The sequence below is a fragment of the Janthinobacterium sp. GW821-FHT03C08 genome (genome assembly GCF_059420905.1).
In genome coordinates, this window is record NZ_JBWKUP010000008.1 from 97785 (window position 1) to 121953 (window position 24169).

The window sequence follows — 24169 nt, forward strand, 5'->3', positions numbered from 1 at the left end:
CCGCCGCGTGCTACAGCCGCTTGCGCATGCGCGCCAGCGGCAGCTTGATGTCATCGGGCAAGTCCAGATGAAATTCTTCCGTGACGGCAAAGCCGCTGGCCAGGTACAGCGGCACGCCGGGCAAGGTGGCGGCCAGTTCCAGGACCGTGAAGCCGGCCGCTTGCGCCTCGCGTTCGCAATGGCGCATCAGCATGCTTCCCAGGCCCTGGCGCGCGGCAGCGGGCTCGACGAAGAAGGCGCGGATGCGCCCCGCCTGGCTGGCCGGGTCGAGCAGCGGGTCCGGCCCGCTCTTGGCGCGGTCGGCGCCATACAGGGTGGCGCGCCGGCTCCAGCCGCCGCAGGCCAGCATGGCGCCATCGCGTTCGATGACGAAGTACGTGCCGTCGGCCAGCAGCTGCGTATCGACGCCGAACACGTGGCGCGTCACGGCCTGCGCCTGCTGCGGCGTGTAAAAGCCCGCGCTGAGCTGCACGCCGGAACGGGCGATCAGCGCCTCCATGGCCGGCACGTCGGCCGGCAGCGCCACGCGCAGCTGCGTCAGCGCGCCAAAGCTGAACCAGGCGCGGCGGATGCGGTCCTGCGCCACTTCATACGTTGCCACCAGTTCCTGCGCCGACACGCCATCGTCCGTCACGCCATGAACGATTTCATGGTCGATCACCAGCGCGCCGCAGGCTATGCGGTTAAGCAACTGCGCCTGCGGCCGGCTGGCGGCGAAACGGGCCGTGAAACGGGGGCCGATCTGCGCGCTGCCCGTGGCCAGCAAGGTGTCCGGATGCTGGAATTGCTGTGCGTCATCGGCGTAGATGGCCAGCAAGGCGGGCACGTCATGGGCGTTGTAGGCGTCCAGCTGGGCCTGGACCACCGCGGCGGGAGAAATGCGTGTATCGTTGGCAAGCGCCATGCGTGTACCTCTCGTGGAATGGATGGAAAGTTGCAAAGGGTAACATTGTCGCTCCTGTCGCGGCGCAGTTTGCTGCGATAATATCAAGATTCGTCAGAAGATTGCGTGCCCGTCTATCTGGAGACGTCATCCATCAATCGCACAATCGCAGCAGGAGTAAATATCATGAAATGGGAAGGCAATCGCGAAAGCGACAATGTGGAAGACCGCCGTGGCGAAGATGGCGGTGGCGGCGGCTTCGGTTTCGGCGGACGCTCGATCGGCATCGGCACCATCGTCATCGCCCTCGTCGGCTCGTATGTGCTGGGCGTCAATCCCCTGACCCTGCTCAACCTGCTCAGCGGCGGTGGCGGCCAGGTCAGCACCCAGCAAAGCCAGTCGCCCGCGCGCCAGCCGCCCGAATCGGACGAGATGGCCCGCTTCGTGAAGACCGTGCTGGCCGATACGGAAGACACGTGGAGCGCCCTGTTCAAGGCCGAAGGCGGCAGCTACGTGAAGCCCAAGCTGGTGCTGTACTCGGGCAGCACGCCGACGGCCTGCGGCACGGGCCAGAGCGCCAGCGGCCCCTTCTACTGCCCCGGCGACCAGAAAGTCTATCTGGACCTCGATTTCTTCAAGCTGATGCAGCAGCGCTTCAAGGTCTCCGGCGAGTTTGCCGAAGCCTACGTGATCGCCCATGAAGTGGGCCACCACGTGCAAAACCTGCTGGGCCTGTCCGAAAAAGTCGACCAGGCACGCCGCACGGCAAGCGAGCGCCAGGCCAACGCCATGTCCGTGCGCCTGGAATTGCAAGCCGACTGCTTTGCCGGCGTCTGGGCCTTCCATGCGAACCAGGACCGCAAGATCCTGGAACAGGGCGACGTGGAAGCGGCCCTGAAAGCGGCCACGGCCATCGGCGACGATGCCCTGCAGCGCCAGGCGCAAGGCCATGTCGTGCCCGACTCGTTTACCCACGGCACGTCGGAGCAGCGCGTGCGCTGGTTCAGCAAGGGCATCGAGAGTGGCCAGATTGCCCAGTGCAACACCTTCGAGGCGCGCCAGCTGTAAGCCCGTTCGCGGCCAGGGCGCAGTCAATTCCCGGTCAAGTCGCGGTCAATTTCGGGCCAGCTTGCGGCCGGCCCCGGGCCTGTGCCGGCCGCGGCAGCAACGCGCGCCGGCCCGCCGCCGCGCAGCTGCGCGGGCCGGCGCCCCTCGCCCCTGCGTCAGCTCCCCCCCCTACTTCAGGTCGATGCGCCCGTACTGGCCGTGCGCCTCGTCGTTCGGTCCCGCCGCATAGAACAGCGTGTTCAAGGGCTGGTTGTTGAGGCCATTGCCGAAGGCGATGCCCCACAGGCCATCGATCACCAGCGGCGTGCCGTCCGCCTTGAGCAGCGGGCCACCGGCGGCGCCCGTGTACGGATCATAGGCATTGATCCTGCCATCGCCAAAATTGCCTACCAATAGCATGTTGCTGGCCGTACCGAAATCGGCTGGCGCCAGTGCCATGCCCCACGGCGCGTTCAGTGCACCGCCGCTCGCCAGCCGCTTGATCAGCGTGCCGCCGCTGTCATACACGTTGACGATTCCCAGGCCCGCGCCCGCCTGCTCATCGTCGCCGCTGGCCTGCCGCATGGCGTAGGCGACGTAGATGCGTTCGCCGACGGCCTGGATGCCGAACGGCGCATAGCCGGCCGGCAGGCTGGGGTCGCTGAACGCGCCGGGCAAGGCCACCTTGGCGAAACTGGCATCGAACACATCGACACGCTGGTTGTGGAAATCGGCCGCATACAGGTAATTGGCGCCCCCATAGGTGCTGATGGCCAGGCCCTTGTAGACGCTGCCGCCCGCGCTGCCGTCATACACGACGAGGGCCGTAACGGGGCTGACCGTGGGCGACCAGGCGGCGATGCTGCCGCTCTCGGTGGCGAAGATGAAGGGGCTGGGCGCCGTCACGCCATTCTGGCTCAGCTTGAAATCCTGCGTGCCGTTGAAGACGATGCCCGTCGGTCCTGCCGGCGTGCTGACCACCAGCGACTGCGGCACGCCATTGCCGTCGTACAGGGTGGACTTCGCCGTGCCGTTATCGGCCACCCAGACGAAGCCGCGCGGATTGAAGGCCACGCCCCAGGCGTTGACGAGGTTGGGATCCGTATGCGCGGCAGGCAGCGACGCCGTGTCGGACACGAGGCTGGTGGCGGCATAGGTGCTCAGCACGGGGGGCTGGTGGTGATGGTGGCCGCCGCAGGCAAACAGCGCTGCGGCCAGGATGGCGGCAAGACAGGCGCAGGCAATCGCGCTGGCGTTGTGCGTTTTCATGGCATTTCCCTTCTGCGCAAAAGCAGTGTGAGAGGCAGTGCGAGCAATGCGACGCTGCCTGTCTTCAGGGTATAACCGGGCCATGGTGGCCGTTTGAGGCGTGTCAACAGCAGAGGATATAAATACTGCCGACTGACGGCGGCATGGCCCCTCAGGGCACGGCGACGTCGTAGCGCCGGCCCAGCCTTTTCAGCTCGCCGCTGTCGAGCAGCTTATTCAGTTCCTGGTCGAACTGCAGGCGCAGCTTGTCGAAGGTGGGTGAACGGGGAAAGGCGAAATAGCCGTTCTGCGTTTCCACGACCCTGGGCAGGGGTTTCACCTGGCGCCCATAGCCGAGGCGGGCGATGACGGGGTCCGTATTGCGACGGTTGCTGACGAAGACATCGACGTGATTGTGTACCAGCATCCTCAAGCCGTTTTCCACGGTATTGGCCACGCTGACCTGCAAGCCGGGCCGCACGCGCTCCCAGTCCGCGCCATACGCCCAGCCATTGAGCAGCACCACCCGGCGGCTCTTCAGCACGCTGTAATCGCCATCCCAGCCGAAACTGGCATCCTGGCGCGTGTAAAAGACGATCTGGTCCTGGTAGAACGGTTTCTCGGAAAACGCCATGCTGGCGATGCGCTCGGGAGACTTGTAGGGACCGATCAGGACATCGGCCTGGCCCTGCACCAGCATGGCCTGGGCGCGCGCCCACGGCACCATGCGGAAACGCACGGTGTTGCCCGTGCGCGCCGCCATCAGCCGCAGCAGTTCCACGCCCAGGCCGCCGTAGTCGCCGCTGTCCTGGTATTCGAAGACGCGCTCGAACTGCGCGCCCACGGCCAGCAGCTCGCGCGCCTGCGCCGGCAGGGAGCAGGCCAGCGCCGACCCCAGCAGTGCTGCAGCCAGCAGGCACCGCCCTGCTTCCTTCATCAGCCGACGATGCGCAAGGAGTAATCGGTGGCCCGCACGTCCTTGGTCAGGCTGCCGATCGAGATGCGGTCCACGCCCGTTTCGGCGATGGCGCGCACGGTATCGAAGTTGATGCCGCCCGACGCTTCCAGCAGGGCGCGGCCCGCCGTCAATGCCACGGCGTCGCGCATCATGTCGTTGCTGAAGTTATCCAGCAGCACGGAGACGGCGCCCGCATCCAGCGCTTCCTGCAGCTGCGCCAGGGTTTCCACCTCGATCTGCACGGGCACGCCCGCGTCGAGCTTGCGCGCATTTTCCAGGGCCTGGCTGACGCCGCCCGCGGCCGCAATATGGTTTTCCTTGATCAGGATGCCGTCGTACAGGGCCAGGCGCTGGTTCTTGCCGCCGCCGACCCGCACCGCGTACTTCTGCGCCAGACGCAGGCCCGGCAGGGTCTTGCGCGTGTCCAGGATGGACGCTTTCGTGCCGGCCACCACGTCCACGTACTGGCGCGTGGCCGTGGCCACGGCCGACAGCAGCTGCAGGAAATTGAGGGCGCTGCGCTCGGCCGTGAGCAGGGCGCGCGCCGGCGCCTCGATCGTGCAGACAACGCTGTCAGCCGTCATCATGTCGCCTTCGGCGTAATGCCAGGCAATGTCGATGCTGCGGTCCAGGCTTTTCATGATGCCTTCGAACCACGGCGCGCCGCACAGCACGGCTGCTTCGCGCACGATGACCCGGGCCGTGACGATATGGTCGGGCGGCACCAGCTCGCCCGTCAGGTCGCACTGGCCCACGTCTTCCAGCAGGGCGGCCAGCAGATTGCCTTCGAACGCGCGCGCCAGGGCGGGGTCGAAGGGAGCGAAAGAATTAACGAGGGTACTCATGCTGGACCGATTCCTTGGAACAATGTAGTTTCTTTTGCCAGGTCCGCGCCCGGCTGGAGGCCTGCCTTTTTCGCGGCGGCGAAGTCAAGCATGCGGTTGATCGAGCGCACGGCCAGTTGGCCGATAGCGGGATCGACGTGGATTTCGTTATGCATGTTTTCCAGCGTTTGCGCCAGATTCAGCAAGCCGTTCATGGCCATCCACGGGCAGTGCGCGCAGCTCTTGCAGGTGGCGCTGTTGCCGGCCGTGGGCGCTTCGATGAAACGTTTTCCTGGCGCGGCCGCGCGCATCTTGTGCAGGATGCCGTTGTCGGTGGCGACAATAAACGTGTCCGTGTCCATGGTTTGCGCTGCCACAATCATTTGCGACGTGGAACCGACCATGTCGGCCAGGGCCACCACGTTGGCGGGCGATTCCGGATGCACGAGCACCTTGGCCTGCGGATACTCTTCCTTGAGCAAATCGAGTTCGATGCCCTTGAATTCGTCGTGCACGAGGCAGCTGCCCTGCCACAGCAGCATGTCGGCGCCCGTTTCCTTCTGGATATACGAACCCAGGTGTTTATCGGGTGCCCAGAGGATTTTCTTGCCCTGCGCATGCAGGTGGGCCACGATATCGAGGCCGATGGAGGACGTCACCATCCAGTCCGCGCGCGCCTTGACGGCCGCGCTGGTGTTGGCGTAGACGACGACCGTGCGGTCCGGGTGGGCGTCGCAGAAGGCCGTGAATTCGTCCACGGGGCAGCCCAAATCGAGCGAACAGGTGGCGTCGAGGTCGGGCATCAATACCGTTTTTTCGGGACTGAGGATCTTCGCCGTTTCGCCCATGAAGCGCACGCCGGCCACGACGAGGGTCTTGGCCGGATGGTCGCGGCCGAAGCGGGCCATTTCCAGGGAGTCGGAGACGCAGCCGCCCGTGGCTTCCGCCAGGTCTTGCAGGTCAGCATCAACGTAATAGTGGGCAACGAGCACGGCTTCGCGCTCGGTCAGCAGGCGCTTGATGCGCGCGATGAGTTCGGCTTTCTCGGCCGGGGACGGCGTCGCTGGCGTGCGTGCCCAGGCATGGGCAGTGCAGCTGGCTCCGTCTTGCGGGTGTTCATACTCGACGGATTTGATGGCTAAGGTTTGCATGGCTGTGTCAAACAAAAACGGGATAGACCGGCACGATTGCAATGAAGCAGGTGCGCCGGAACGAAATAACCGCGGCGCGTCGGTGTGATGCTGCCGGATGGGCGACTGGCGCCACATCCGGCATTAACTATACCAAGCTAGATATTAATCAATACCCTGGCTCTTCAAATAGTCTTCATAGTTGCCGCGGTAATCGACCACTTCATCTTCCTTGATTTCGATGATGCGGTTGGCCAGCGAGGAGACGAATTCGCGGTCATGCGACACGAAGATCAGGGTGCCCGCGTATTTTTCCAGCGCGATGTTCAAGGATTCGATCGATTCCATGTCCATGTGGTTGGTCGGCTCATCGAGCATCAGCACGTTGTGGCGGCCCAGCATCAGCTTGCCGTACATCATGCGGCCCTTTTCACCACCGGACAGCACCTTGACGGCCTTCTTCACGTCGTCGCCGCCGAACAGCAGACGGCCCAGGATGGAACGCACGGCCTGGTCGTCGTCGCCCTCTTTCGTCCACTGGCCGATCCAGTCGGTCAGGTTCGTGTCCTTGGCGAAATCTTCCGTCGGGTCTTGCGGCATGTAGCCCACGTTGGCGTTTTCCGCCCACTTCACGCGGCCCTGGTCCGGCTGCAGGCCGGCGATGTCGCCCGCGATGCAGCGCAGCATGGTGGTCTTGCCGGCGCCGTTGGCGCCGATGATGGCGATGCGCTCGCCCGCTTCGACCATGATGGAAAAATTCTTGAACAGCTGGCGGTCGAAGCCTTTCGAGATGTTCTCGACTTCCACGGCCAGGCGGTGCAGTTTCTTCTCGCCGTCGAAACGCACGAAGGGATAGGCGCGCGACGATGGCTTGATGTCGTCGACCTTGATCTTTTCGATCTGCTTGGCGCGCGACGTCGCCTGGCGGGCCTTGGATTTGTTGGCGGCGAAGCGGCGCACGAATTCTTGCAATTCCGCAACCTTGTCTTTCGCTTTCGCGTTGTTGGCCAGCTGCTGGTTGCGCGCCTGGGTCGAGGCGAACATGTATTCGTCGTAGTTGCCTGGATAAATCTTCAGGGTACCGTAATCCATGTCGGCCACGTGGGTGCACACCTGGTTCAGGAAGTGGCGGTCATGGGAAATGATGATCATGGTGGAATTGCGCTCGTTGAGCACGTCTTCCAGCCAGCGGATGGTGTTGATGTCCAGGTTATTCGTCGGTTCGTCGAGCAGCAGGATGTCCGGGTTCGAGAACAGCGCCTGCGCCAGCAGCACGCGCAGCTTCCAGCCTGGCGAGACATTGCTCATCGGACCTTGATGCAGGTCAATGGCGACACCGGCGCCCAGCAGCAGTTCGCCGGCGCGCGATTCGGCCGTGTAGCCGTCGTACTCGGACACTTTGCCTTCCAGCTCGGCCGCCTTCATGTAGTCTTCGTCCGTCGCTTCCAGATTCGCGTAGATCGCGTCGCGTTCCTGCATCGCGGCCCACATTTCCGTGTGGCCCATCATGACCACGTCGAGCACGCGCATGTCTTCAAACGCAAACTGGTCCTGGCGCAGCTTGCCCAGGCGCTCGTTGGTATCGAGCATGACATTGCCGCCCGACGGGTCCAGGTCGCCGCCGAGGATCTTCATGAACGTCGACTTGCCGCAGCCGTTCGCGCCGATCAAGCCATAGCGGTTGCCGTCGCCGAACTTGACGGAGATATTCTCAAACAATGGCTTGGCGCCAAACTGCATCGTAATATTTGCGGTTGAAAGCATGTGATATTAGGTCTTTATTCAGTTAAAACAGCTAGTTAGGTACTTTTCTCCCATTATACAGCACCCACCATGAACCACTGTATAACACCCCCTAAAACAATGACTTACAGCTGTATATTCGACGATTTCTAACGCGCAGCGCTCGATCTAGCAAACCAAGGAGGGAGGGACAGCAGCTATCTTAGAATGGTCAATGGATGTGCCATGACGTCCCTTTCACTTACCGCAGACCGCGCCATTGGCATATTTACAAGCTTCGCAAAGAATGCAGGGTGGTAAAAAGCGCGACGGGCATTGGCTCTGTTTGCGCTTACACAGGGATGCCACCTACAGCGCGTTTTAATATGGCTTTTGCAATCCTGCGAAAGACATCTATGCGATTCTCAGCTGCAATCATCTTCATCTGGTTTTTTTTCCGGATGCGTAGGTGCGCCTGTAGGTCGCCCGTCTGAGCACATCGCTGTTGGCATGAACAGCTTCGCCCTCGCCGCCCGCTACGGAACGCCCGCCAGCTATCAACACCAGGGCGAATACCTGCAACTGAACTATGGCAGCGCGGCGGCCGGATGCAAAGTCACCTTCCTAGTCGACCAGCAGCAGCGAGCGGCTGGCTGGGCATCCGCCGGACGATCTTGCCCCGCACGCTGATCGGCAGCGTTCATATGGATGGCACTCCGAGACGGCGCAAGACTCGTCTTCCAGCTGCCCTCGAAGCCAGGCACAGAACAACCCCGATAAGCCAACTGATCGAGGTAGAACAGGGTTTGAATCTTACTTATGACCTGTCACCTGAGTAATAAGTGTCGTATCTCCTATCCATCCCCGATTTTTGAGCAGAGCTCCAACGGCGTGAAATTTTCTGAAACGCCATGAAATTCGTTGCAAGGCAGTGAAACTTCATGACAGCGGATGAAATCTTTTGAAAGGCGATGAAATTTTCTGCAAACATCTGAAATTGACTGTCATGGCACAGCTTGTGTACGATTTCCCCTAGGTGATGCCCATGAAATCAGAGCAGCTCACACTGCCCCTGTCCCCGGTGTGCGGGCAGCTCTGCCCCAGCCCGTGTTTTGCCCCCAGCCCCTGCATCACATCGTTCGATCGGGGTTTGAATCGAGCTTCAACAACCATTCCCGAGTTTCTTCAGCTGAGTCCTCGGACAGGTCCAAGCTACCAGCGGCGATATCTAAATATTTTCTTACGAGCGGGGATTCGCTATTTACCGAGTAATGGAGCTTTGCAAGTTCCAAGGCGGCCTCACCATCGTCGTTCGCCATCGCTTTTTCAAACCACCGCTGTGCCTCGTCAACGTTCCCGATTTTTCGGAAGGTTACGCCCAAATTCAGAATCGAAGTTGTGCTGCCCGCCGCCACAGCCTTGAGATCCCACTCTATTGACTTGATCAAATCACGTGGTACACCATCTCCACTTTCGTACATGGCCGCCAATCTGGTCATCGCATGGCAATCTCCATGTCCGGCCGCTTCAAGGAACAACGCATATGCCTTCGAAAAATCTCCGGACTCATACGCATCATCCGCTTCCCGAAAAATTATGTCTGTGTTCATGAGCCCTCCTCAGTGATTTTTCATTCTTGCGAATCACTAGCTTCGCAAGCTGTCTTTTTGAAGGGCCAGCCAGCCGGTGCCGGCTTAGGAATCCACTTTCCACTCTTCTTGTCTTTGCATTCGATCCAGCCCGAACGCCCTTTAAGATCCCGGCAATGCTTGTACGGTGAATTCGTGCCAATGCCAGATGAATTACCGACGCCGCCGTTACCAGCCATCGCCATCGGTGCCCCAGCATCGCCTGAAGGCTTTCCCGATGAGGCAATAATCGCGGCGCTGCCACCGATAAGCACGGCACCCGGCCACACCCAACTAGCCACATCAAGGCCTACACCAACGACACAAACCGGGTTTGGTCCGGCGGCGCATGCCAGTTCGAGTGGATTGGGTACCAGGCCAGTCGGGTCAATACTGCTAAGTAGATTGCCCCCGACATAGGCATAGGTATTCATGCCACCTTCGAGACCAATCGGATCGCTCCGAAGATATCGCCCTAACGACGCATCATAGCAACGATGCCAGTTATACCACAAGCCAGATTCGGTATCGTAATACTGTCCAGGGAAACCAACATGCATGCCGCCGATATTGTCGACGATGACAGTACGGTCGAAGGCGGCGTTGGTGGCACGCCAAGCGATGGTACCACTGCTGTTGGTCAGCACCTCGGGAGGCAGCCATTAATCCAGCGCAGACAGCCGTAACTGAGCAAACCCCACCGCCTGCCCTCACCGTCGGTTATCCACTCGAACGCGGCGAACCTGAACTTGCCAGCGGGAAGCTTACAACAGTGGGCTTTATGACAAACCGGAGGGTTGCGTGATGTGTGATAGATCAGAGGGGGATGCGGGGACTCCCCGCGCACCCCGCACATTACCAATTCTTGCCGGGGTATTTGTACCAAGCCGATTTTTCCGAACCCCGACGGGATACAAATAGCATACGGCCGGCCTACAGATAGCATACGAACAAGATACGGCCAGCATTTCAAACGCCGACTTGGACGGCCGAATGTCCAGTCCGTGTCGGCTTGTCGGCACTGACCCCCATGCCCCTTGTCAATCTGGCCCCTCCGCCATGCGCTCGCTTTCGGTCAGTTGCGCCAACAAGCGCGTTGCTTCTTCGATACTTTCCTCAACCGTAGACTTGGCGTCCAACACCGCTTTTAAGTAGCTCACCGCAATTCTACGGTTTCGTTTTGAGTTAGTGCCCAAGAACAACTTAGCCATCTCAAGCGCGGCATCGCCATCGCCCTTCTCTATTGCTTTTCCTAGCCAAAATTTAGCCTGCCTTAAATTGCCCCGGTTCAGATATAACAATCCAATATTCGCGTACGCGCACACCTCGCCAGATTGAGCCGCCTTCTTATACCAATACAGGGCTTTGGCGGAGTCGGCAGGAACACCAAGTCCGTAGTCAAAAAAATATCCCAAGCTATTGAAAGCATTTTTATCACCGTCACTTACTGACGCATTGAGGAGAGAGAAAGCTGCGGTCAAATTACCAGCCTCCCAAGCCTCATTCGCTTGATCGAACAAACTGGAGCTGGAAAGATCTGCTTTAGCTGTCATCGTTTTCATCATTATGGGCAATTCTTTGAATTTTTTGGCCAATCTTTAGGCTTTTTCTTCTTCACTTTTTTCCCATTTGGATCCTTGCAGATAATGGAATTCGCATCGTTAGGATCCTCTTTACAATGTTTGTAAGGGCTATTCGTCCCGATACCAGAAGAATTTCCGACGCCACCGTTTCCAGCCATCGCCATCGGTGCCCCAGCATCGCCTGAAGGCTTTCCCGATGAGGCAATAATCGCGGCGCTGCCACCGATAAGCACGGCACCCGGCCACACCCAACTAGCCACATCAAGGCCTACACCAACGACACAAACCGGGTTTGGTCCGGCGGCGCATGCCAGTTCGAGTGGATTGGGTACCAGGCCAGTCGGGTCAATACTGCTAAGTAGATTGCCCCCGACATAGGCATAGGTATTCATGCCACCTTCGAGACCAATCGGATCGCTCCGAAGATATCGCCCTAACGACGCATCATAGCAACGATGCCAGTTATACCACAAGCCAGATTCGGTATCGTAATACTGTCCAGGGAAACCAACATGCATGCCGCCGATATTGTCGACAGTGCTAAAAACGTTCCACGTCCCTGGTCAAGATACGTTAATGCTTGCAACGCAGGATGCTTAAGAACGAAGGGCAATCAACCTTCGGAATTCGTTCCAAAGGTCATCTGGCATTGAGTTTTGCCAAACCATCTTCAAAATTCCAACAAATCCACTCTCAATTTCGCAATACCTATCAATCCATGTCAAAACCAGGCGGCCATGATTTACCAAGAGGTCTTCAAGAGGGCCAGCAGCAAGACATGATTGAATTTTATCACCGGAGCATTTTTCGTATATTTCAACAATCACCCTCCACGCATCATCTGAATTATTGCGACAAAGGTCGTCCAGCCTTTCAAAAGACCAGAATTCTTCTTCATATTCATCCGAATTAGTTTCGGCGTGATGCATGCGAATCCAGGAATTCGCAACGTTCTTCAACTCAAACTTATTCACTGTTTCCTTGATATTGTATTAATTTATACGCCGCACGAATGCTGGCAAACTTAAATTTCAATAAAATTAATTTCCTGTCGCTGCCCCAAATACTAAAGCTGGTATCGTTATTTCAGGCATGAGCACAATTCCCGCGCCAATTAGCAGGATGCCCCCACCCATCATCAATACAGAACTGTTGGAAGCATTGCTGGATGGCCCCAACTCAGGCATTGGCGGGTCTTGAGTTGCCAACTTCCAGGCATCGCCAGTGCCGCCGCCGCCCGGGCAATTCTGAGAGTCATAGTCCTTCAATTTTTTGCGCAATGCTTCTTGCTCATTCTGGAACTGCTGAACATGACCCGCGATAGACATACGCCCAGTGGCCGGCAATTTTAGCTTGTTGGCAATTAAATCGCTCTGCCGCTTTGCCAACTCGTTACGCAACGAGTTGATAGCACCCAACAGATCCGCGCACTCCCCCCCCTCATCCACTCTATAGTGGGCCGACAAGAGCATCTGGCGCGCAAATGGAAAAATACAAGGGGCAGGTAATGGCAAGAAAATATGATTGCCGCTTTTCCATTTAGCCGCTACGCTGCGGCACACCACATTTCCAACCCAGCTGACAGGCATCCCTTGAAAAAAATTACCCTTGCCGCCACCGTGGCCACCATCGTCGTCGTCGCCACCGCCTACGCTTCGCCCTACTACGCCTTGCGCCAGATCAAGACTGCCCTGGCCGAGCGCAATGCCGACGCGCTGGCCGCCTATGTGGACTTCCCCGCGCTGCGCGCCAGCGTGAAGACCCAGCTGGAGGCCGGCATGGCCCGCAGCATCGAGGCTACCGCCGGCAGGGACAACCCCTTCGCGGCCCTGGGCCAGTCCATCGCCGGCGCCATGCTGGGCAAGATGGTCGACGCCATGGTCTCGCCCGCCGGCGTCGTCGCGCTGGTCAACAAGAGCGCCGTCAGCCCGCAAGCCGATGCGGATGCGGACGCGCCGGCCGATGGCGCGCAGAAAAAGGCCGCGTATTCGGCAGGCTATACCGGCGTGAACACCTTCGTCGTGCGCGCCAAGGATGGCAATGCGCAGCAAGGCGCGCTGGTCCTGCAGCGCCACGGCCTGTGGGACTGGAAACTGAGTGCCATCGAAATCGCGTCGGCGATGGCGGCACGCTAGCAAGGAACGCGCATGCGCAGGTAATCTGATACACAATGCGCGCCACTAGTATCCGATTGCAGGAGATTTCATGCTGACCCACACGGCCTTGCCGCTGGCCATGGCCCTTGCCTGCGCCACCTCATTCGCCCACGCCCTCGATGGCACCGCCGGGAGCAGCCACTCTGTCGCCGCGCGCATGCAGGCGGAAACGTCGCAGGCCGCCGATCCGGACGCGCCCGCGCCGCTGCCCGTGCCCAGCGATATTTCGCTGGCCGAGCTGGAGCGCCGCCTGGCGCTGGGCCAGGCGCAGGCCGCTGAAAAACACTATACCAGCGCGCTCGATCCGGCCGTCCTGGCGGCACTGGCGCGGCAGATGGATTGCCGCGATATCGTCGGCGTGCAACCGTTCGGCTTCCCTCTGGAGCAGTCCCAGCCCACCGTCCTGAGCGGCGGCCACCTGCTGGCGCGCTGCCAGGACCGGGCCTACGTGACGATCACGGCGATGTCGATGGCGGGCAAGGCCGGCAAGCGCGCCAGCGTGTCACCGGAATCGTTCAGTCAGAGGGTCGATGGCCGGCCCGCGCGACGCCTGTACTACAAGGCGCCCAGCGGCCGCCAGAGGGAAACGCTGACCATCGTCGACGGCAGCTATGTATATGCGCTGGAGTACTGGTCGCTCGATGACAGCCAGCAAACCGGCATGGTCGGCATGCGCCGCATGGAAACATTGACGTTGCCGTAATAGCAAGGGAAATTATCTTGCAGGGACGAGCCCGGAGCAAAGCCTTGTCGGCTGTAAACGACAGCGGCCGGCGGCAAGGCTGCCGACGGCCACGTTCAGACACCGCCGCTTACATGCCCAGCGACTTGAGCAGGTCGGCGTTGTCGTCGTCTTCCGCTTCCGCGGCAGGCGCCGGGGCGGCATCCCGTTCGCGGTTCGCGAATTCGCCGTCCATCAGCGAGTCGGCATCCACTTCGCGGGAGTCGAAATCGTGCAGCTTGATGAACTCGGTACGGTCGATCGCCAGCTCCAGGTAGAAGATGTTGTTCTTTTCCGTGTAGAAGGTGACGCGGCGCATTTCCGGGCGGTCCAGCGGCGTATCGACGCTGAGCATCACCTGCTTGTTCAGCACCAGCATCTTCGGCTGGCTCTGCGTGATATTCGTCTGCAGCTCGCGCCGCACCTTGCCCGTGAAGTCGCCCACGATCTGGTTCATCAGCTCGCCCATGATGTTGGACACTTCGTCCGACGTGTAGAAGCTGGCCAGCTCCGACTTCGGCATGCCCATGTGCAACATGTAGCGCTCGTAGATTTCCATCGCCGTATCGGCGGCGAAATTGAGCACCACCAGGCCCGTGAAGCCGCCGTCGAACATCACGAAGCAGCCGATGTCCGGTTTCAGGCCGGTCTTGGTGATGCGCTGCACCATCCCGGAATAATTGACCTTGCTTTGCGTTGCCACGTTGAGCACCCGGACGACCGAGTTGCACAAACTCATCAACAAATCTTCTGTACCGTACACAACATCCTTTTCTGCATCCATGAGCAACCTCTCCTACTATTTGAAAGATGACAGCACCGTTCCCTGCCCGCCGCGCGCCGAAACTGACCGTTTCGCTCAGCAGGCGGGCGACTTCACCTTTGCATGCCTGACCGTGCCTGGCAGCACCCGCTGCCTGTTCTTTTTGCCTGTGATTGCTACCTATGCTTACATTTTTCTGTATAGAAATAAGTATCAGATGCGCAGAATACCCAGATGTAACATTTCCGTCCAGCCATACCTGCGTTTACTTGATGATCTGTGCGGAAATGCCATCGCTCGGGCAGGCAGGGCCACGGCGTCCGCGCCTCAGGCGAGCATGCCCAAGGCGCGGGGCCGCGCAGCGGCAAGCCGCGCCGCGCCGGCCGGCCCGACTGGCGGCTCGCCTTGCAGGCGGAACACTTGCACGGCCTGCGACAGCTGCGCCGCCTGGTCCTGCATGGCATTGGCCGCGGCCGCCGCCTGCTCGACCAGGGCCGCGTTTTGCTGCGTCACCTGGTCCATCTGGCTGATGGCTTCATTCACCTGTTCGATGCCGACGCGCTGCTCTTCGCTCGCATCCGTGATGTCGCCGATGATGGCGCCGAGGCGCTGGACGCTGCCGACCACGTCCTGCATGGTGGCGCCGGCCTGGTCGACGAGCTTGCTGCCCGCGGCCACCTTGTCCACCGAATCGTCGATCAAGCCCTTGATTTCCCTGGCCGCGCTGGCTGAACGCTGGGCCAGGTTGCGCACTTCCGTGGCCACGACGGCGAAGCCGCGCCCCTGCTCCCCGGCGCGCGCCGCTTCCACGGCCGCATTCAGGGCCAGGATATTCGTCTGGAAAGCGATGCCGTCGATGACGCCGATGATGTCGGCAATCTTGCGCGAGGATTCATTGATCGAGCCCATGGTCTGCACCACCTCGGCGACCACCGCGCCGCCACGGACGGCCACGGCGGACGCGGACGCCGCCAGCGAGCGCGCCGCCAGCGCATTGTCCGCGTTCTGCTTGACAGCCGCCGTCAGCTCTTCCATCGACGATGCCGTTTCTTCCAGCGAACCGGCCTGCTGCTCCGTGCGCGACGACAGGTCCATATTGCCGGCCGCAATCTCGCTCGATGCCGTGGCGATCGTCTCCGTGCCGCCGCGCACTTCGCCCACGATGCGCACCAGCGACGCATTCATGTCGCGCAGGGCAGCCATCAATTCCCCCGTCTCATCGCGCGAACGCACGATGATGCGGCTGCTCAGGTCGCCTCGCGCCACGCGCTGGGCCAGCGCCACGGCTTCGCCCAGCGGCACGGTGATATTACGCGTCAACAAGATGGCCAGCACCGCCGCCAGCAGGACGGCGACGGCGCCCCCACCCAGCAGCACCGCCGTGGTGCGCGACTTCAGGGCGGCCGCCTCGCTGGCGCGCTGGGCCAGCAGCATACTTTCCGTCGTGCCCACGTCCGCCAGCAAGGCGCGCATCGCATCCATGGCCGCCTTGCCCTTGCCAGCCTGCTCGGCCGCCACGACGGCGTCGAGGCTGCCATCGGCGGCCGCCGCGCGGCGCAGGGCGATCACGGGGTCGATGGCGCTCGCCTGCCACTGCCGCTGCGTGCGTTCCAGCACTGCCAGGCGCTCCTGCTGCGTTGGATTATCGGCCGTCAGGGCGCGGATCTTCCGCAGATGTTCGCCAAAGCTGCGCTGGCCCGCCAGCAGCGGCTCGAGCGAGCCATCCTTGCCCGTCAGGGCAAAGCCCCGCTGGCCCGTTTCGATATTGATCAGGCTTTCCAGCAAGCCGCTGGCCTCGCCCAGCACTTCATAGGTATGGATATTCACGCCATTCGCCTCGCCCAGCCGCGACAGATTCGTTTGCGCGGCGGCGACCAGTATCGCCAGCAAGGCGACGACGGCGCCAAAGGCCAGGTACAGGCGGGTGCCGATCTTTAAGTTGGACCATGCGTTGGACAATGCCATAGTGAGTCTCCATTCGGGTGGCGCAGGATGAGAATGTTGTCCAGGACAAACATCGGAGCGTCATCATAGCGATAAAAATGGAAACATTAGTTGCTTTTAGTCTACAATTTATACCTTTGCGTCTCTTTGTTGCCCCATGGATTTGTTGTCTGCCTTGCTGCTGCGCCTGGATTTTTCCGCCGATACCTTCTTCGAGGGAGCGTTCTGCGGCAGCAACCATTTCCCTGCCCAAGCCGGCACGGGCCACCTGCACCTGGTGCGGCAGGGACCGGCGACCTTCATCCATGCCGATGGCACGCGGCTGCTGGCCGACGCCCCCTCGCTGGTGTTCTACCCGCGCCCGCTGGCCCATGGGCTGGACACGGGCGGCGGCACGGCACGGCTGCTGTGCGCCACCGTCCGCCTGGCCGGCGGCGACGATGCCGTGATCGACAGCCTGCCGCCCTGGCTGCACATTCCGCTGGCACAACTGCCAGCCATGGCCGGCGTGCTCGAACTGCTGTTCGACGAAGCGCAGCACGGCGGACTGGGGCGCAAACTGGTGCTGGACCGCCTGTGCGACGTGCTGATCGTCCAGTTGCTGCGCCATGCGCTGGCCAGCGGGCTGATCTCGGCACCGCGCCTGTTCGGCCTGGCCGACGCCGCCCTCGCCAAGGCCCTGGCGGCCATGCACGAGCAACCCGGGCGCCACTGGACGGTGGCATCGCTGGCGACCCTGTGCGGCATGTCGCGCAGCCGCTTCGCGCGCCAGTTCCATGCGGTACTCGGCTGCCCGCCCGCCGCCTACCTGACGGGGCAGCGCATGCTGCGGGCCCAGGCGCTGCTCAGGCAAGGCAGGCTGGTGCAGGACGTCGCGCTGGAAGTGGGCTATGCCAGCCAGCCCGCCTTCACGCGCGCCTTCCGCGCCAGCCTCGGACAGCCGCCGCGCGACTGGCTGGCGCAGGCGGACCGGGCCGGGTCCCCGCCCTCCTCAGCGGGCGGCGGCTAGACACCGGACGGGCGCATGACGGCGTATGCGGGCACGCCTTGCGTGCGCCCCTTGTTGCGGCCTTGCCCGCGCCCCTAGAATAGGGATTTATATCAAACCTATCCGAGACGGCCGCCGGCGGCGCCGTCACGCGCAATGCAGGGAAAGACGACGATACCGATGAGTACACTTGTAGAGCTGGTCACGGAAGAAATGACGGCGGCCATCCACGCCTGGTTCGATGAAAGGCTGCAACGCACGGACCTGGAGCAATCCGTCAGGCGCACGACCTTGCAAGCAGGCATCTTCAATGACTTGATGCTCGACTACCAGCCGGGCCGCCCGATGGCCGACGATCTCGACCTGGGGCTCGATAACGACGACGCATCCCGTTTCAGGACGGCGGCGCGCCTAGAGGACGCGCACATGCGCGACGCCGTCGTGCCGCGGCTGACGGCAGTCGTACAAGCCCGCCTGGCGCCGCTGGTGGACACGCCGATGATCGATTACCGCTTCACCTGCCGAGGCAAGTTCCAGACGGCGCAGGGCAAGCTGCACCTGACCTTGCTGGAGTACGTCAACGGGGATAAACGCGAGGCCTTGCTGGAAAACATACACGCGTACATCGGGCAAAAGCTCACGCAGGGCACGCATCCGACAAAACCGCTGGAAACCTTCTTCCTGGCGCGCCACCTGCTCGACCCGCAGCTGTTCCCCCAGCCCGATGTGGCCTGGACCATCGCCCAGTACGACCGCATCCAGGCCTTGAACAAGTCCCGGCCGGACGCCTTGGCCGAGCACCGCGCCGACATCCTCCGCGCCATCACGCAATGGGCGGAAAACGTTTACCTGCCGCAATTCCATGACCGCGCGCTGTCTGCCTACCGCGCCACCGAATACACGCTGAAAGCGGGCGCGGCGCTTGACAGGCAGGCGCTGGCGCCGATCGACCTGCTGCTGTACGGCGCCGTGATGATCTTGCGCCATGACGCCAGCTACGCCAAGTCGAAGGGCCTGAAATTCCTGGAAATCGCGCGCGACCTGGGCAGCGAACGGGCCGTGCGCATGCTCGAGGAAGGCAGCGGCAGCTTCCCCGACGGCGACATCCGCCTGAACAATGCGCTGCTCGAATGCCGCGCCAACGACGTGTTTGCCACGATCAGCATCACGATTATCCGGGAAGAGGAAGCGGCGTATGCGCAGGCGCTGGCCTTCATCACGCATTTGCTCGACAACGGCTTCCCGAAAAGCTGCCAGATCAAGCTCAAGTCCAGGGTCAAGGAATACTTGCCCATCAAGGGACTGGCGAAATCCGATACCCACCGCTTCTTTGCCAACGCCCTCGCCCATGCCGGCCTGCGGCCGCAGCTGGAAGCGTATGCGCGCGCCGCCATCCTGCAATTCGAATTCTATGCGGACACGGAAGGCGAAAAGAATTGCATGCCCGGCAGCTACGCCACGTTCGGCCTGGGCTTGCTCGACGCCCGTTACTTCCCGCTGGTGCAGCACTACATGGCCAACGTCGACGAGGAACATCAGCGCGTGCAGGACCAGTTCACGGCCGCCTTTGCCGAACAACATGGCGTGACGCGCGACTCCGCGCCCGTACTGGCGGCATGCCTGCGCGCGTGCACGGACAACGCCAAGGTGAAAATCCAGGCGGAACTGGACGAGGTGGAGAAGCTGGAACTGTTCTGCCAGCAGCTGCAGGGACTGGACGGCTATCTGGTCGAGCACATGCTGTACCCGGTCTGGGGCAAGCTGGAAAAACTGGCGGCCCTGGCGCGCAAGGCGCAAGGCCGGCGCAAGGAGCTGTTACTGGCCCTGCTGGAAGCGGCCGGCAGGGCGGACGCCTAATGTGTGCAACGTTATGACTTTCACCATCTATAATGCGGGCGCTGAAGTTGCTATAAAGCATCTTTTTTGCGCCTGACATCGTATCGTGGAGAACAGACATGCATCAAACACAACACACATCGCGCGCCTTCGTGCTGGCGGCAACCGTTGCCGCCGCCGTGGCGCTGGCGCAGCCCGCCGTTGCCGCCGACACGGCCGCGGTACTGGCGCCCATGGAAGTGGCCAATCTGTACATCAAGACCATCATCAACCAGGACGAGGCCAGCGTGGCCAAGCTGAACGCCTACCTGCGCCCCACGCGTCTGGCCGGCCACCAGTCCGCCGAGTACGCCTCGTACAGCGCCCTGCAGGAGGCGAACGCGCAGTTCCCGAAAGAAACGGGCAAGCTGATCGCCGGCCTCTTCCCCGCCGCCATGCAGGCCGCCGTGACGCCGGCTGCCGAACTGCTGGCAGGAAATATCATTGCCGCCAAGAATGGCGCCGTGTGCCAGGCCACCAAGGCCGCCCCCGTGACGGTGGAAAACGGCATGCAGACGGCGGCCGTCAGCTTCGAATGCCAGGTCGTCAAGGTGCCCGTCGCCTGGGCGCCTGCCGCGCAGCAGCTGGCGAAGAGCGGCTGCAAGGTGGAGCAATGCGTGGCCGGCTTGCAGAAAATCGCCGCGACCTACACCGCTTCGCCGAAACAGGCATGGCGCGCCGTGTTTGCCGTCAGCCGCGAAAAGGACACGGAAGCATGGCGCAACGATTTTGCGCGTGAAACCTTTGATGAAATCTGGGAATACCTGTAATCACGGCCTCGTCTAAAATGGCTGCATGAACAAAGTGATACCAGTACCGCAGCCCGCAGGCTTGGCCCTGCTGCGCCTGCTCGACCCCGGCCATGCAGAAGGCGAACTGGGCCGGCAGGTGCTGGCGCAGGACCTTGCGGCCCTGCACGGCAAACAGCTGCTGGCCCTGCTGCGCCGGCTGCGCGCCGCGCAGTCCAACCAGCAGCACTACGGGGGCGCCAGCGCCGGGCAGGCGGAGCAGTTGTTCGGCGCCGCCATCGCCGCCGTCAAGGCGGAACTGGCCACGCGGCCGCACATCCCCAACAAGCAGGAAGCGAAGGCCCTGCGCCAGGCGGCGGCAAAGAAGCGCTGAGCCGGCAGCAGGCCTGGCGCCGCCGCACGCCCCGCCCTTTCTTGCCCCGCCGTGCCGCACACGGGCACGGGGCCGGGCGTCAGGCGGCCCGCCTACCGTGCGCGGCGGCGCGCCGGTGCCCTCCTATAATCAGTGCCACCCTGTTTTCACGCACTGAAAGGATCTTCCCATGCCGACGCCATTTTCCCGCCATGCGCTGCGCTGCGCCATGTTCGCCCTGGCCAGCGTGGCCGGCCTGCAGACGGCCCAGGCCCAGCAGTTCGGCCCCATCGACGCGCGCGCCGTGTGGACCGAGCGTTCGCTGTCGGCCTGCCGCAGCGAACAATCGTCCACCGCGCCCGACGTCTGCCTGCTGCGCACCATGCAGCGTGCCGGCGCCCGTCCGCAAGCCATCGCCGCCGCCCGCATGCTGGTGAAGGCGGACAAGGCCGGCTTCATTTCCGCCTGGCGCCCGCTGGGCAAGGCGGCCCTGGCCACCGTCACCTACCCGTTTCGCGCCAACACGAACGAAGGCAGCCTGCTGATCGGCAGCGATGGCGCGGCCATCGATGTCGACGAAGCCTCGCTACGCGAGGAAGACCGCGCCACGCCCGCCTGGCGCGCCTTTGCCGCCCTCCACCCCGACGCCGTGCCGTTCGCGCCCGCCGATTTTATTGGCAGCACGGCGACCGCCGACGGCGGCCAGAGCGCGCTGTTTTCCACGCCCCTGAAGAGCTGCCATGCCTGCGCCGACGATGGCGCGCTGCTGGTTGCCTACGCCATCGACAGGGACGGCATCGTGCGCGGGCGAAAACTCTTGGCGATCAAGTAATACTGTGGCAAAGATAAGATAGAATTGCTTAATGGCATGTCTATACGAGTACATGCCATCTATCCACACTTACTTATCACGGGAAAACATGCGCCGCTCTAGTCTTGCACTGCACCTCACCGCCGCCCTGCTGCTGTCCAGTACCTTCCACCTCGCCACCGCCGCTCCCGCCGTTGCCGCCAGCGCGGCCGCGCCGCTGGTCATCGGCGAAAGCTTCACCATCGATTCGCAGGCCCTGAAGGAAAAGCGCCACATCAATGTGTACATGGCGCGCGCCTGGGACACCCCGCCCGATGCCCCCTTGCCCGTGCTGTACATGCCCGATGGGGGCGTGGCCGAAGATTTCCTCCACGTCGCCGGCTTGCTGCAAGTGTCCGTTGCCAACGGCACGATGCGTCCCTTCATGCTGGTCGGCATGCAGAACACGCAGCGCCGGCGCGACCTGACGGGACCGACCGAGAATGCGGAAGACCGCAAGATCGCCCCCGTCGTGGGCGGCTCGGCGGCCTACCGCGATTTCATCCGCGATGAACTGATGCCGGAAGTCAAGCGCCGCTACCGCACGACGGGCGAGACGGCCATCGTCGGCGAATCGCTGGGCGGCCTGTTCGTGGTGGAAACGTATTTGCTTGAGCCGCAGCTGTTCGACCATTACCTGGCGTTCGACCCCAGCCTGTGGTGGAACCACGGCACCCTGCCGCGCCAGGCGGGCACGCTGCTGGCCAAGGGCAAGCCAGGCAAGCACAGCCTGTACCTGGCGTCCAGCAGCGAGGCCGGCATCGCCAGCGAAGTGCAGCGCCTGTCCGACGTGCTGCAGCGGCAGGCGCCGCCGGGCTTGCAATGGCACGTGGAAAAGATGCCGGAGGAAACACATGGCACCATCTACCACCCTGCCGCCCTGAAAGCCTTCCGCGCCGTGTTCAAGCCGCAAGCGCCGGCCAGCCAGTAAAACATGGACAAACTGTAATCTTGCGCCAGCCTCGGGCGCGGGATCGGACGAGTAAAATCGGCTGCCCTTTCCCGGCAGCCTTTTTTTTCGCCCACCCGAGTCCCCCATCATGAGCTTCTTGCAATTATTTATCCTCTCCGTCGTCCAGGGCTTCGCCGAACTGCTGCCCGTGTCCAGCTCCGCCCACGTCATCATGGCGGAAAAACTGATGGGCCTGGACCCCACCTCGCCCGAGCTGACCATGCTGCTCGTGATGTTGCATACCGGCACCATGTTTGCCGTCATCGTGTATTTCTGGAAATCCTGGCGCAGCACCTATTTCAGCTCGGCTGCCGCCTTCCGCAGCAATGTGCTGCTGCTGGCCGCCGCCACGGTACTGACGGGCATCGTCGGCTTCGGCTTGCTCAAGGGCATCACGCACGTCATGAGCAAGGATGCGCCCGGCTTTGAAATCGAACACCTGTTCGGCAATGCGACACTGATGGCGGGGGCGCTGGCCGCCGCGGGCGTGCTGATCATCGTCTCCTCGCGCCTGCAGGCGCGCGACAGCGGCACCCTGTCCATCGGCAAGGCCATGGTGATCGGCGCCGTGCAGGGCCTGTGCCTGCCCTTCCGTGGCTTTTCCCGCTCCGGCGCCACCATTTCGGCCGGCATCGCCATGGGCGTGCCGCAGCGCCGCGCCGAGGAATTCAGCTTCGCCCTGGCCGTCGTGCTGACACCGGCCGTGCTGGTGAAGGAAGGCTGGCGCTTCTACCAGGCCGTGGCGAACGGCAGCCTGGACCACCTGCAGCACGGCAACAGTGTGCTGTCCCTGCTGGGACCCAGCCTGCTGGGCATGCTGCTGTCCTTCCTGGCCGGCCTGCTGGCCTTGCGCTGGCTGTCGCACTGGCTGGAACAGGGCCGCTGGCATTTCTTTGGCGCCTATTGCCTGTTTGCTTCCTTGGTGGTGCTGTACGTAGGGTAAAATCGCCGGGTTTGCGTTAAACGCCTATCAAACCTGCTGCGCGTCGTGATTGACGGCCTGCGATGCTCACTGCCTCGGCGGCCCCGTACTGCGTACAGTTGCGCTTCTCGGGCGAACGGGGGCGCCGAGCCGCCCTTCCGCTCGCTACGGTTTTCTTCGGCGTTGTTGCTTTACTATCCAGCCATGTTTTACTGAAAGCCAACGATGAATTTCGCCGCCACCGCCGCCCTCTCGCTCGCCATGTCCACCGATGCCTTCGCGGCCGCCGTGGGCAAGGGCGCCGCCCTGCACAAGCCGCAATGGCGCGAGGCGCTGCGCACGGGCCTGATCTTCGGCGTCATCGAAGCCATCACGCCCGTCATCGGCTGGGCCCTGGGCAGCGTGGCCGCGCCCTACGTGGAAGCGTGGGACCACTGGATCGCCTTCAGCCTGCTGGGCATCATCGGCTTGCTGATGATACGCAACGCCCTCGCCGACGCCGACGAGGAAGAAGCGCCGGCGCAGTCGCATTCGTTCTGGGTGCTGGCCGTCACGGGCCTGGCCACGAGCATCGATGCCATGGTGGTGGGTGCGGGCCTGGCCTTGCTGGGGGCAAATATTGTCGTCACGGCCGCCGCCATCGGTTTTTCCACCTTCGTCATGGTGACCCTGGGCGTGATGCTGGGCCGCGTGCTGGGCACCATCGCGGGCCGGCGCGCCGAACTGGTGGGCGGCCTCGTGCTGATCATCATCGGCTGCGTGATTTTATACGAGCACATCGGCCACCCCGCCTGAGGCGCGGACCTGGAACCGGGCGCGCACGGCACGGCGGCGCGGCCCCCGGCCCGCTTTGTGCTACATTCGATACTCTGCT

At 62.2% G+C, this 24169-nt stretch carries 26 protein-coding genes; 12 read left to right on the plus strand and 14 right to left on the minus strand.

The features are described 5' to 3' along the window. Positions 1 to 10 precede the first annotated feature (10 nt). Positions 11 to 904: a GNAT family N-acetyltransferase gene (locus AC07VL_RS12930; protein WP_494806215.1), complete on the minus strand. Its 894-nt coding sequence runs from the start codon at positions 902 to 904 to the stop codon at positions 11 to 13. Between the two features lie 165 nt (positions 905 to 1069). Between AC07VL_RS12930 and ypfJ the strand changes: the two genes are divergently transcribed. Next, entirely contained in the window at positions 1070 to 1951 is an 882-nt protein-coding gene (gene ypfJ / locus AC07VL_RS12935; RefSeq protein ID WP_494806216.1) for a KPN_02809 family neutral zinc metallopeptidase, read from the plus strand. Between the two features lie 168 nt (positions 1952 to 2119). Here the strand turns inward: ypfJ and AC07VL_RS12940 are convergent, their stop codons facing one another. From AC07VL_RS12940 to AC07VL_RS12960, 5 genes are all read right to left on the minus strand, one after another. Further along, the gene (locus AC07VL_RS12940) at positions 2120 to 3199 is read right to left on the minus strand and encodes a TIGR03118 family protein (RefSeq protein ID WP_494806217.1); all 1080 of its coding nucleotides are present in this window, start codon (positions 3197 to 3199) and stop codon (positions 2120 to 2122) included. 151 nt (positions 3200 to 3350) lie between these two features. Then, positions 3351 to 4115, minus strand: a complete 765-nt coding sequence (locus AC07VL_RS12945; protein ID WP_494806218.1) for a substrate-binding periplasmic protein — start codon at positions 4113 to 4115, stop codon at positions 3351 to 3353. Then, complete coding sequence (gene nadC / locus AC07VL_RS12950) at positions 4115 to 4981, minus strand: carboxylating nicotinate-nucleotide diphosphorylase (protein ID WP_494806219.1); 867 nt, start codon at positions 4979 to 4981, stop codon at positions 4115 to 4117. Before nadC ends, AC07VL_RS12945 begins: the two co-directional genes overlap by 1 nt. Continuing rightward, positions 4978 to 6111 carry a quinolinate synthase NadA gene (gene nadA, locus AC07VL_RS12955; RefSeq protein ID WP_494806220.1) on the minus strand — a complete coding sequence of 378 codons (1134 nt, stop codon included), beginning with the start codon at positions 6109 to 6111 and terminating at the stop codon, positions 4978 to 4980. The genes nadC and nadA overlap by 4 nt, the downstream gene beginning before the upstream one ends. 144 nt (positions 6112 to 6255) lie before the next feature. Further along, positions 6256 to 7854, minus strand: a complete 1599-nt coding sequence (locus AC07VL_RS12960) for an ABC-F family ATPase (protein WP_076568522.1) — start codon at positions 7852 to 7854, stop codon at positions 6256 to 6258. Positions 7855 to 8322: 468 nt separating this feature from the next. Here AC07VL_RS12960 and AC07VL_RS12965 point away from each other — a divergent pair, with 468 nt between their 5' ends. Further along, positions 8323 to 8502 carry a hypothetical protein gene (locus tag AC07VL_RS12965; RefSeq protein ID WP_494806221.1) on the plus strand — a complete coding sequence of 60 codons (180 nt, stop codon included), beginning with the start codon at positions 8323 to 8325 and terminating at the stop codon, positions 8500 to 8502. Between the two features lie 440 nt (positions 8503 to 8942). Here the strand turns inward: AC07VL_RS12965 and AC07VL_RS12970 are convergent, their stop codons facing one another. From AC07VL_RS12970 to AC07VL_RS12995, 6 genes are all read right to left on the minus strand, one after another. Beyond that, positions 8943 to 9422 (minus strand): tetratricopeptide repeat protein, encoded by a 480-nt coding sequence (locus AC07VL_RS12970; protein WP_494806222.1) that lies wholly within the window; start codon positions 9420 to 9422, stop codon positions 8943 to 8945. 20 nt (positions 9423 to 9442) lie between these two features. Continuing rightward, positions 9443 to 10087, minus strand: a complete 645-nt coding sequence (locus AC07VL_RS12975) for an RHS repeat domain-containing protein (protein WP_494806223.1) — start codon at positions 10085 to 10087, stop codon at positions 9443 to 9445. A gap of 393 nt (positions 10088 to 10480) precedes the next feature. After that, positions 10481 to 11005: a tetratricopeptide repeat protein gene (locus tag AC07VL_RS12980; RefSeq protein WP_494806224.1), complete on the minus strand. Its 525-nt coding sequence runs from the start codon at positions 11003 to 11005 to the stop codon at positions 10481 to 10483. After that, positions 11005 to 11541 (minus strand): RHS repeat domain-containing protein, encoded by a 537-nt coding sequence (locus AC07VL_RS12985; RefSeq protein WP_494806225.1) that lies wholly within the window; start codon positions 11539 to 11541, stop codon positions 11005 to 11007. The genes AC07VL_RS12980 and AC07VL_RS12985 overlap by 1 nt, the downstream gene beginning before the upstream one ends. Before the next feature lie 78 nt (positions 11542 to 11619). Beyond that, positions 11620 to 11952, minus strand: a complete 333-nt coding sequence (locus AC07VL_RS12990; RefSeq protein WP_494806226.1) for a DUF6869 domain-containing protein — start codon at positions 11950 to 11952, stop codon at positions 11620 to 11622. A 111-nt stretch (positions 11953 to 12063) separates the two neighbouring features. Continuing rightward, positions 12064 to 12585: a hypothetical protein gene (locus AC07VL_RS12995; protein WP_494806227.1), complete on the minus strand. Its 522-nt coding sequence runs from the start codon at positions 12583 to 12585 to the stop codon at positions 12064 to 12066. Between the two features lie 30 nt (positions 12586 to 12615). Between AC07VL_RS12995 and AC07VL_RS13000 the strand changes: the two genes are divergently transcribed. Both AC07VL_RS13000 and AC07VL_RS13005 read left to right on the plus strand, forming a co-directional pair. After that, positions 12616 to 13158 (plus strand): DUF2939 domain-containing protein, encoded by a 543-nt coding sequence (locus AC07VL_RS13000; protein WP_494806228.1) that lies wholly within the window; start codon positions 12616 to 12618, stop codon positions 13156 to 13158. Positions 13159 to 13228: 70 nt separating this feature from the next. Continuing rightward, positions 13229 to 13882 (plus strand): hypothetical protein, encoded by a 654-nt coding sequence (locus AC07VL_RS13005; RefSeq protein ID WP_494806229.1) that lies wholly within the window; start codon positions 13229 to 13231, stop codon positions 13880 to 13882. A gap of 109 nt (positions 13883 to 13991) precedes the next feature. On the opposite strand, the gene AC07VL_RS13010 is transcribed toward AC07VL_RS13005, so the two are convergent. Together AC07VL_RS13010 and AC07VL_RS13015 are read right to left on the minus strand one after the other, a co-directional pair. Continuing rightward, complete coding sequence (locus tag AC07VL_RS13010; RefSeq protein ID WP_290605039.1) at positions 13992 to 14684, minus strand: DUF3334 family protein; 693 nt, start codon at positions 14682 to 14684, stop codon at positions 13992 to 13994. Between the two features lie 306 nt (positions 14685 to 14990). Then, the gene (locus AC07VL_RS13015; RefSeq protein ID WP_494806230.1) at positions 14991 to 16628 is read right to left on the minus strand and encodes a methyl-accepting chemotaxis protein; all 1638 of its coding nucleotides are present in this window, start codon (positions 16626 to 16628) and stop codon (positions 14991 to 14993) included. Positions 16629 to 16764: 136 nt separating this feature from the next. Here AC07VL_RS13015 and AC07VL_RS13020 point away from each other — a divergent pair, with 136 nt between their 5' ends. The 8 genes from AC07VL_RS13020 to mntP all read left to right on the plus strand — a co-directional run bounded on the left by AC07VL_RS13020 (position 16765) and on the right by mntP (position 24090). Continuing rightward, the gene (locus tag AC07VL_RS13020) at positions 16765 to 17616 is read left to right on the plus strand and encodes a helix-turn-helix transcriptional regulator (RefSeq protein WP_494806231.1); all 852 of its coding nucleotides are present in this window, start codon (positions 16765 to 16767) and stop codon (positions 17614 to 17616) included. A gap of 159 nt (positions 17617 to 17775) precedes the next feature. After that, positions 17776 to 19452, plus strand: coding sequence for a DUF6138 family protein (locus tag AC07VL_RS13025; protein WP_494806232.1), 1677 nt, complete (start codon positions 17776 to 17778; stop codon positions 19450 to 19452). 98 nt (positions 19453 to 19550) lie between these two features. After that, positions 19551 to 20240 carry a hypothetical protein gene (locus AC07VL_RS13030; RefSeq protein ID WP_494806233.1) on the plus strand — a complete coding sequence of 230 codons (690 nt, stop codon included), beginning with the start codon at positions 19551 to 19553 and terminating at the stop codon, positions 20238 to 20240. A 25-nt stretch (positions 20241 to 20265) separates the two neighbouring features. After that, positions 20266 to 20592, plus strand: a complete 327-nt coding sequence (locus tag AC07VL_RS13035; protein WP_494806234.1) for a hypothetical protein — start codon at positions 20266 to 20268, stop codon at positions 20590 to 20592. A gap of 169 nt (positions 20593 to 20761) precedes the next feature. After that, positions 20762 to 21403: a hypothetical protein gene (locus tag AC07VL_RS13040; protein WP_494806235.1), complete on the plus strand. Its 642-nt coding sequence runs from the start codon at positions 20762 to 20764 to the stop codon at positions 21401 to 21403. A gap of 88 nt (positions 21404 to 21491) precedes the next feature. Next, on the plus strand, positions 21492 to 22352 hold the full coding sequence (locus AC07VL_RS13045; RefSeq protein WP_494806236.1) for an alpha/beta hydrolase: 861 nt from the start codon (positions 21492 to 21494) through the stop codon (positions 22350 to 22352). 109 nt (positions 22353 to 22461) lie between these two features. Further along, the gene (locus AC07VL_RS13050) at positions 22462 to 23316 is read left to right on the plus strand and encodes an undecaprenyl-diphosphate phosphatase (protein WP_494806237.1); all 855 of its coding nucleotides are present in this window, start codon (positions 22462 to 22464) and stop codon (positions 23314 to 23316) included. Positions 23317 to 23520: 204 nt separating this feature from the next. Then, entirely contained in the window at positions 23521 to 24090 is a 570-nt protein-coding gene (gene mntP / locus AC07VL_RS13055; protein WP_290605057.1) for a manganese efflux pump MntP, read from the plus strand. Positions 24091 to 24169: the final 79 nt, after the last annotated feature.

Coding starts and splice junctions, on each gene's coding strand:
- AC07VL_RS12930 (WP_494806215.1), bottom strand. CDS start 904: ATGGCGCTTGCCAACGATACACGCATTTCTCCCGCCGCGGTGGTCCAG.
- ypfJ (WP_494806216.1), top strand. CDS start 1,070: ATGAAATGGGAAGGCAATCGCGAAAGCGACAATGTGGAAGACCGCCGT.
- AC07VL_RS12940 (WP_494806217.1), bottom strand. CDS start 3,199: ATGAAAACGCACAACGCCAGCGCGATTGCCTGCGCCTGTCTTGCCGCC.
- AC07VL_RS12945 (WP_494806218.1), bottom strand. CDS start 4,115: ATGAAGGAAGCAGGGCGGTGCCTGCTGGCTGCAGCACTGCTGGGGTCG.
- nadC (WP_494806219.1), bottom strand. CDS start 4,981: ATGAGTACCCTCGTTAATTCTTTCGCTCCCTTCGACCCCGCCCTGGCG.
- nadA (WP_494806220.1), bottom strand. CDS start 6,111: ATGCAAACCTTAGCCATCAAATCCGTCGAGTATGAACACCCGCAAGAC.
- AC07VL_RS12960 (WP_076568522.1), bottom strand. CDS start 7,854: ATGCTTTCAACCGCAAATATTACGATGCAGTTTGGCGCCAAGCCATTG.
- AC07VL_RS12965 (WP_494806221.1), top strand. CDS start 8,323: ATGAACAGCTTCGCCCTCGCCGCCCGCTACGGAACGCCCGCCAGCTAT.
- AC07VL_RS12970 (WP_494806222.1), bottom strand. CDS start 9,422: ATGAACACAGACATAATTTTTCGGGAAGCGGATGATGCGTATGAGTCC.
- AC07VL_RS12980 (WP_494806224.1), bottom strand. CDS start 11,005: ATGATGAAAACGATGACAGCTAAAGCAGATCTTTCCAGCTCCAGTTTG.
- AC07VL_RS12985 (WP_494806225.1), bottom strand. CDS start 11,541: ATGCATGTTGGTTTCCCTGGACAGTATTACGATACCGAATCTGGCTTG.
- AC07VL_RS12990 (WP_494806226.1), bottom strand. CDS start 11,952: ATGCATCACGCCGAAACTAATTCGGATGAATATGAAGAAGAATTCTGG.
- AC07VL_RS13005 (WP_494806229.1), top strand. CDS start 13,229: ATGCTGACCCACACGGCCTTGCCGCTGGCCATGGCCCTTGCCTGCGCC.
- AC07VL_RS13010 (WP_290605039.1), bottom strand. CDS start 14,684: ATGGATGCAGAAAAGGATGTTGTGTACGGTACAGAAGATTTGTTGATG.
- AC07VL_RS13015 (WP_494806230.1), bottom strand. CDS start 16,628: ATGGCATTGTCCAACGCATGGTCCAACTTAAAGATCGGCACCCGCCTG.
- AC07VL_RS13020 (WP_494806231.1), top strand. CDS start 16,765: ATGGATTTGTTGTCTGCCTTGCTGCTGCGCCTGGATTTTTCCGCCGAT.
- AC07VL_RS13025 (WP_494806232.1), top strand. CDS start 17,776: ATGAGTACACTTGTAGAGCTGGTCACGGAAGAAATGACGGCGGCCATC.
- AC07VL_RS13030 (WP_494806233.1), top strand. CDS start 19,551: ATGCATCAAACACAACACACATCGCGCGCCTTCGTGCTGGCGGCAACC.
- AC07VL_RS13035 (WP_494806234.1), top strand. CDS start 20,266: ATGAACAAAGTGATACCAGTACCGCAGCCCGCAGGCTTGGCCCTGCTG.
- AC07VL_RS13040 (WP_494806235.1), top strand. CDS start 20,762: ATGCCGACGCCATTTTCCCGCCATGCGCTGCGCTGCGCCATGTTCGCC.
- AC07VL_RS13045 (WP_494806236.1), top strand. CDS start 21,492: ATGCGCCGCTCTAGTCTTGCACTGCACCTCACCGCCGCCCTGCTGCTG.
- AC07VL_RS13050 (WP_494806237.1), top strand. CDS start 22,462: ATGAGCTTCTTGCAATTATTTATCCTCTCCGTCGTCCAGGGCTTCGCC.
- mntP (WP_290605057.1), top strand. CDS start 23,521: ATGAATTTCGCCGCCACCGCCGCCCTCTCGCTCGCCATGTCCACCGAT.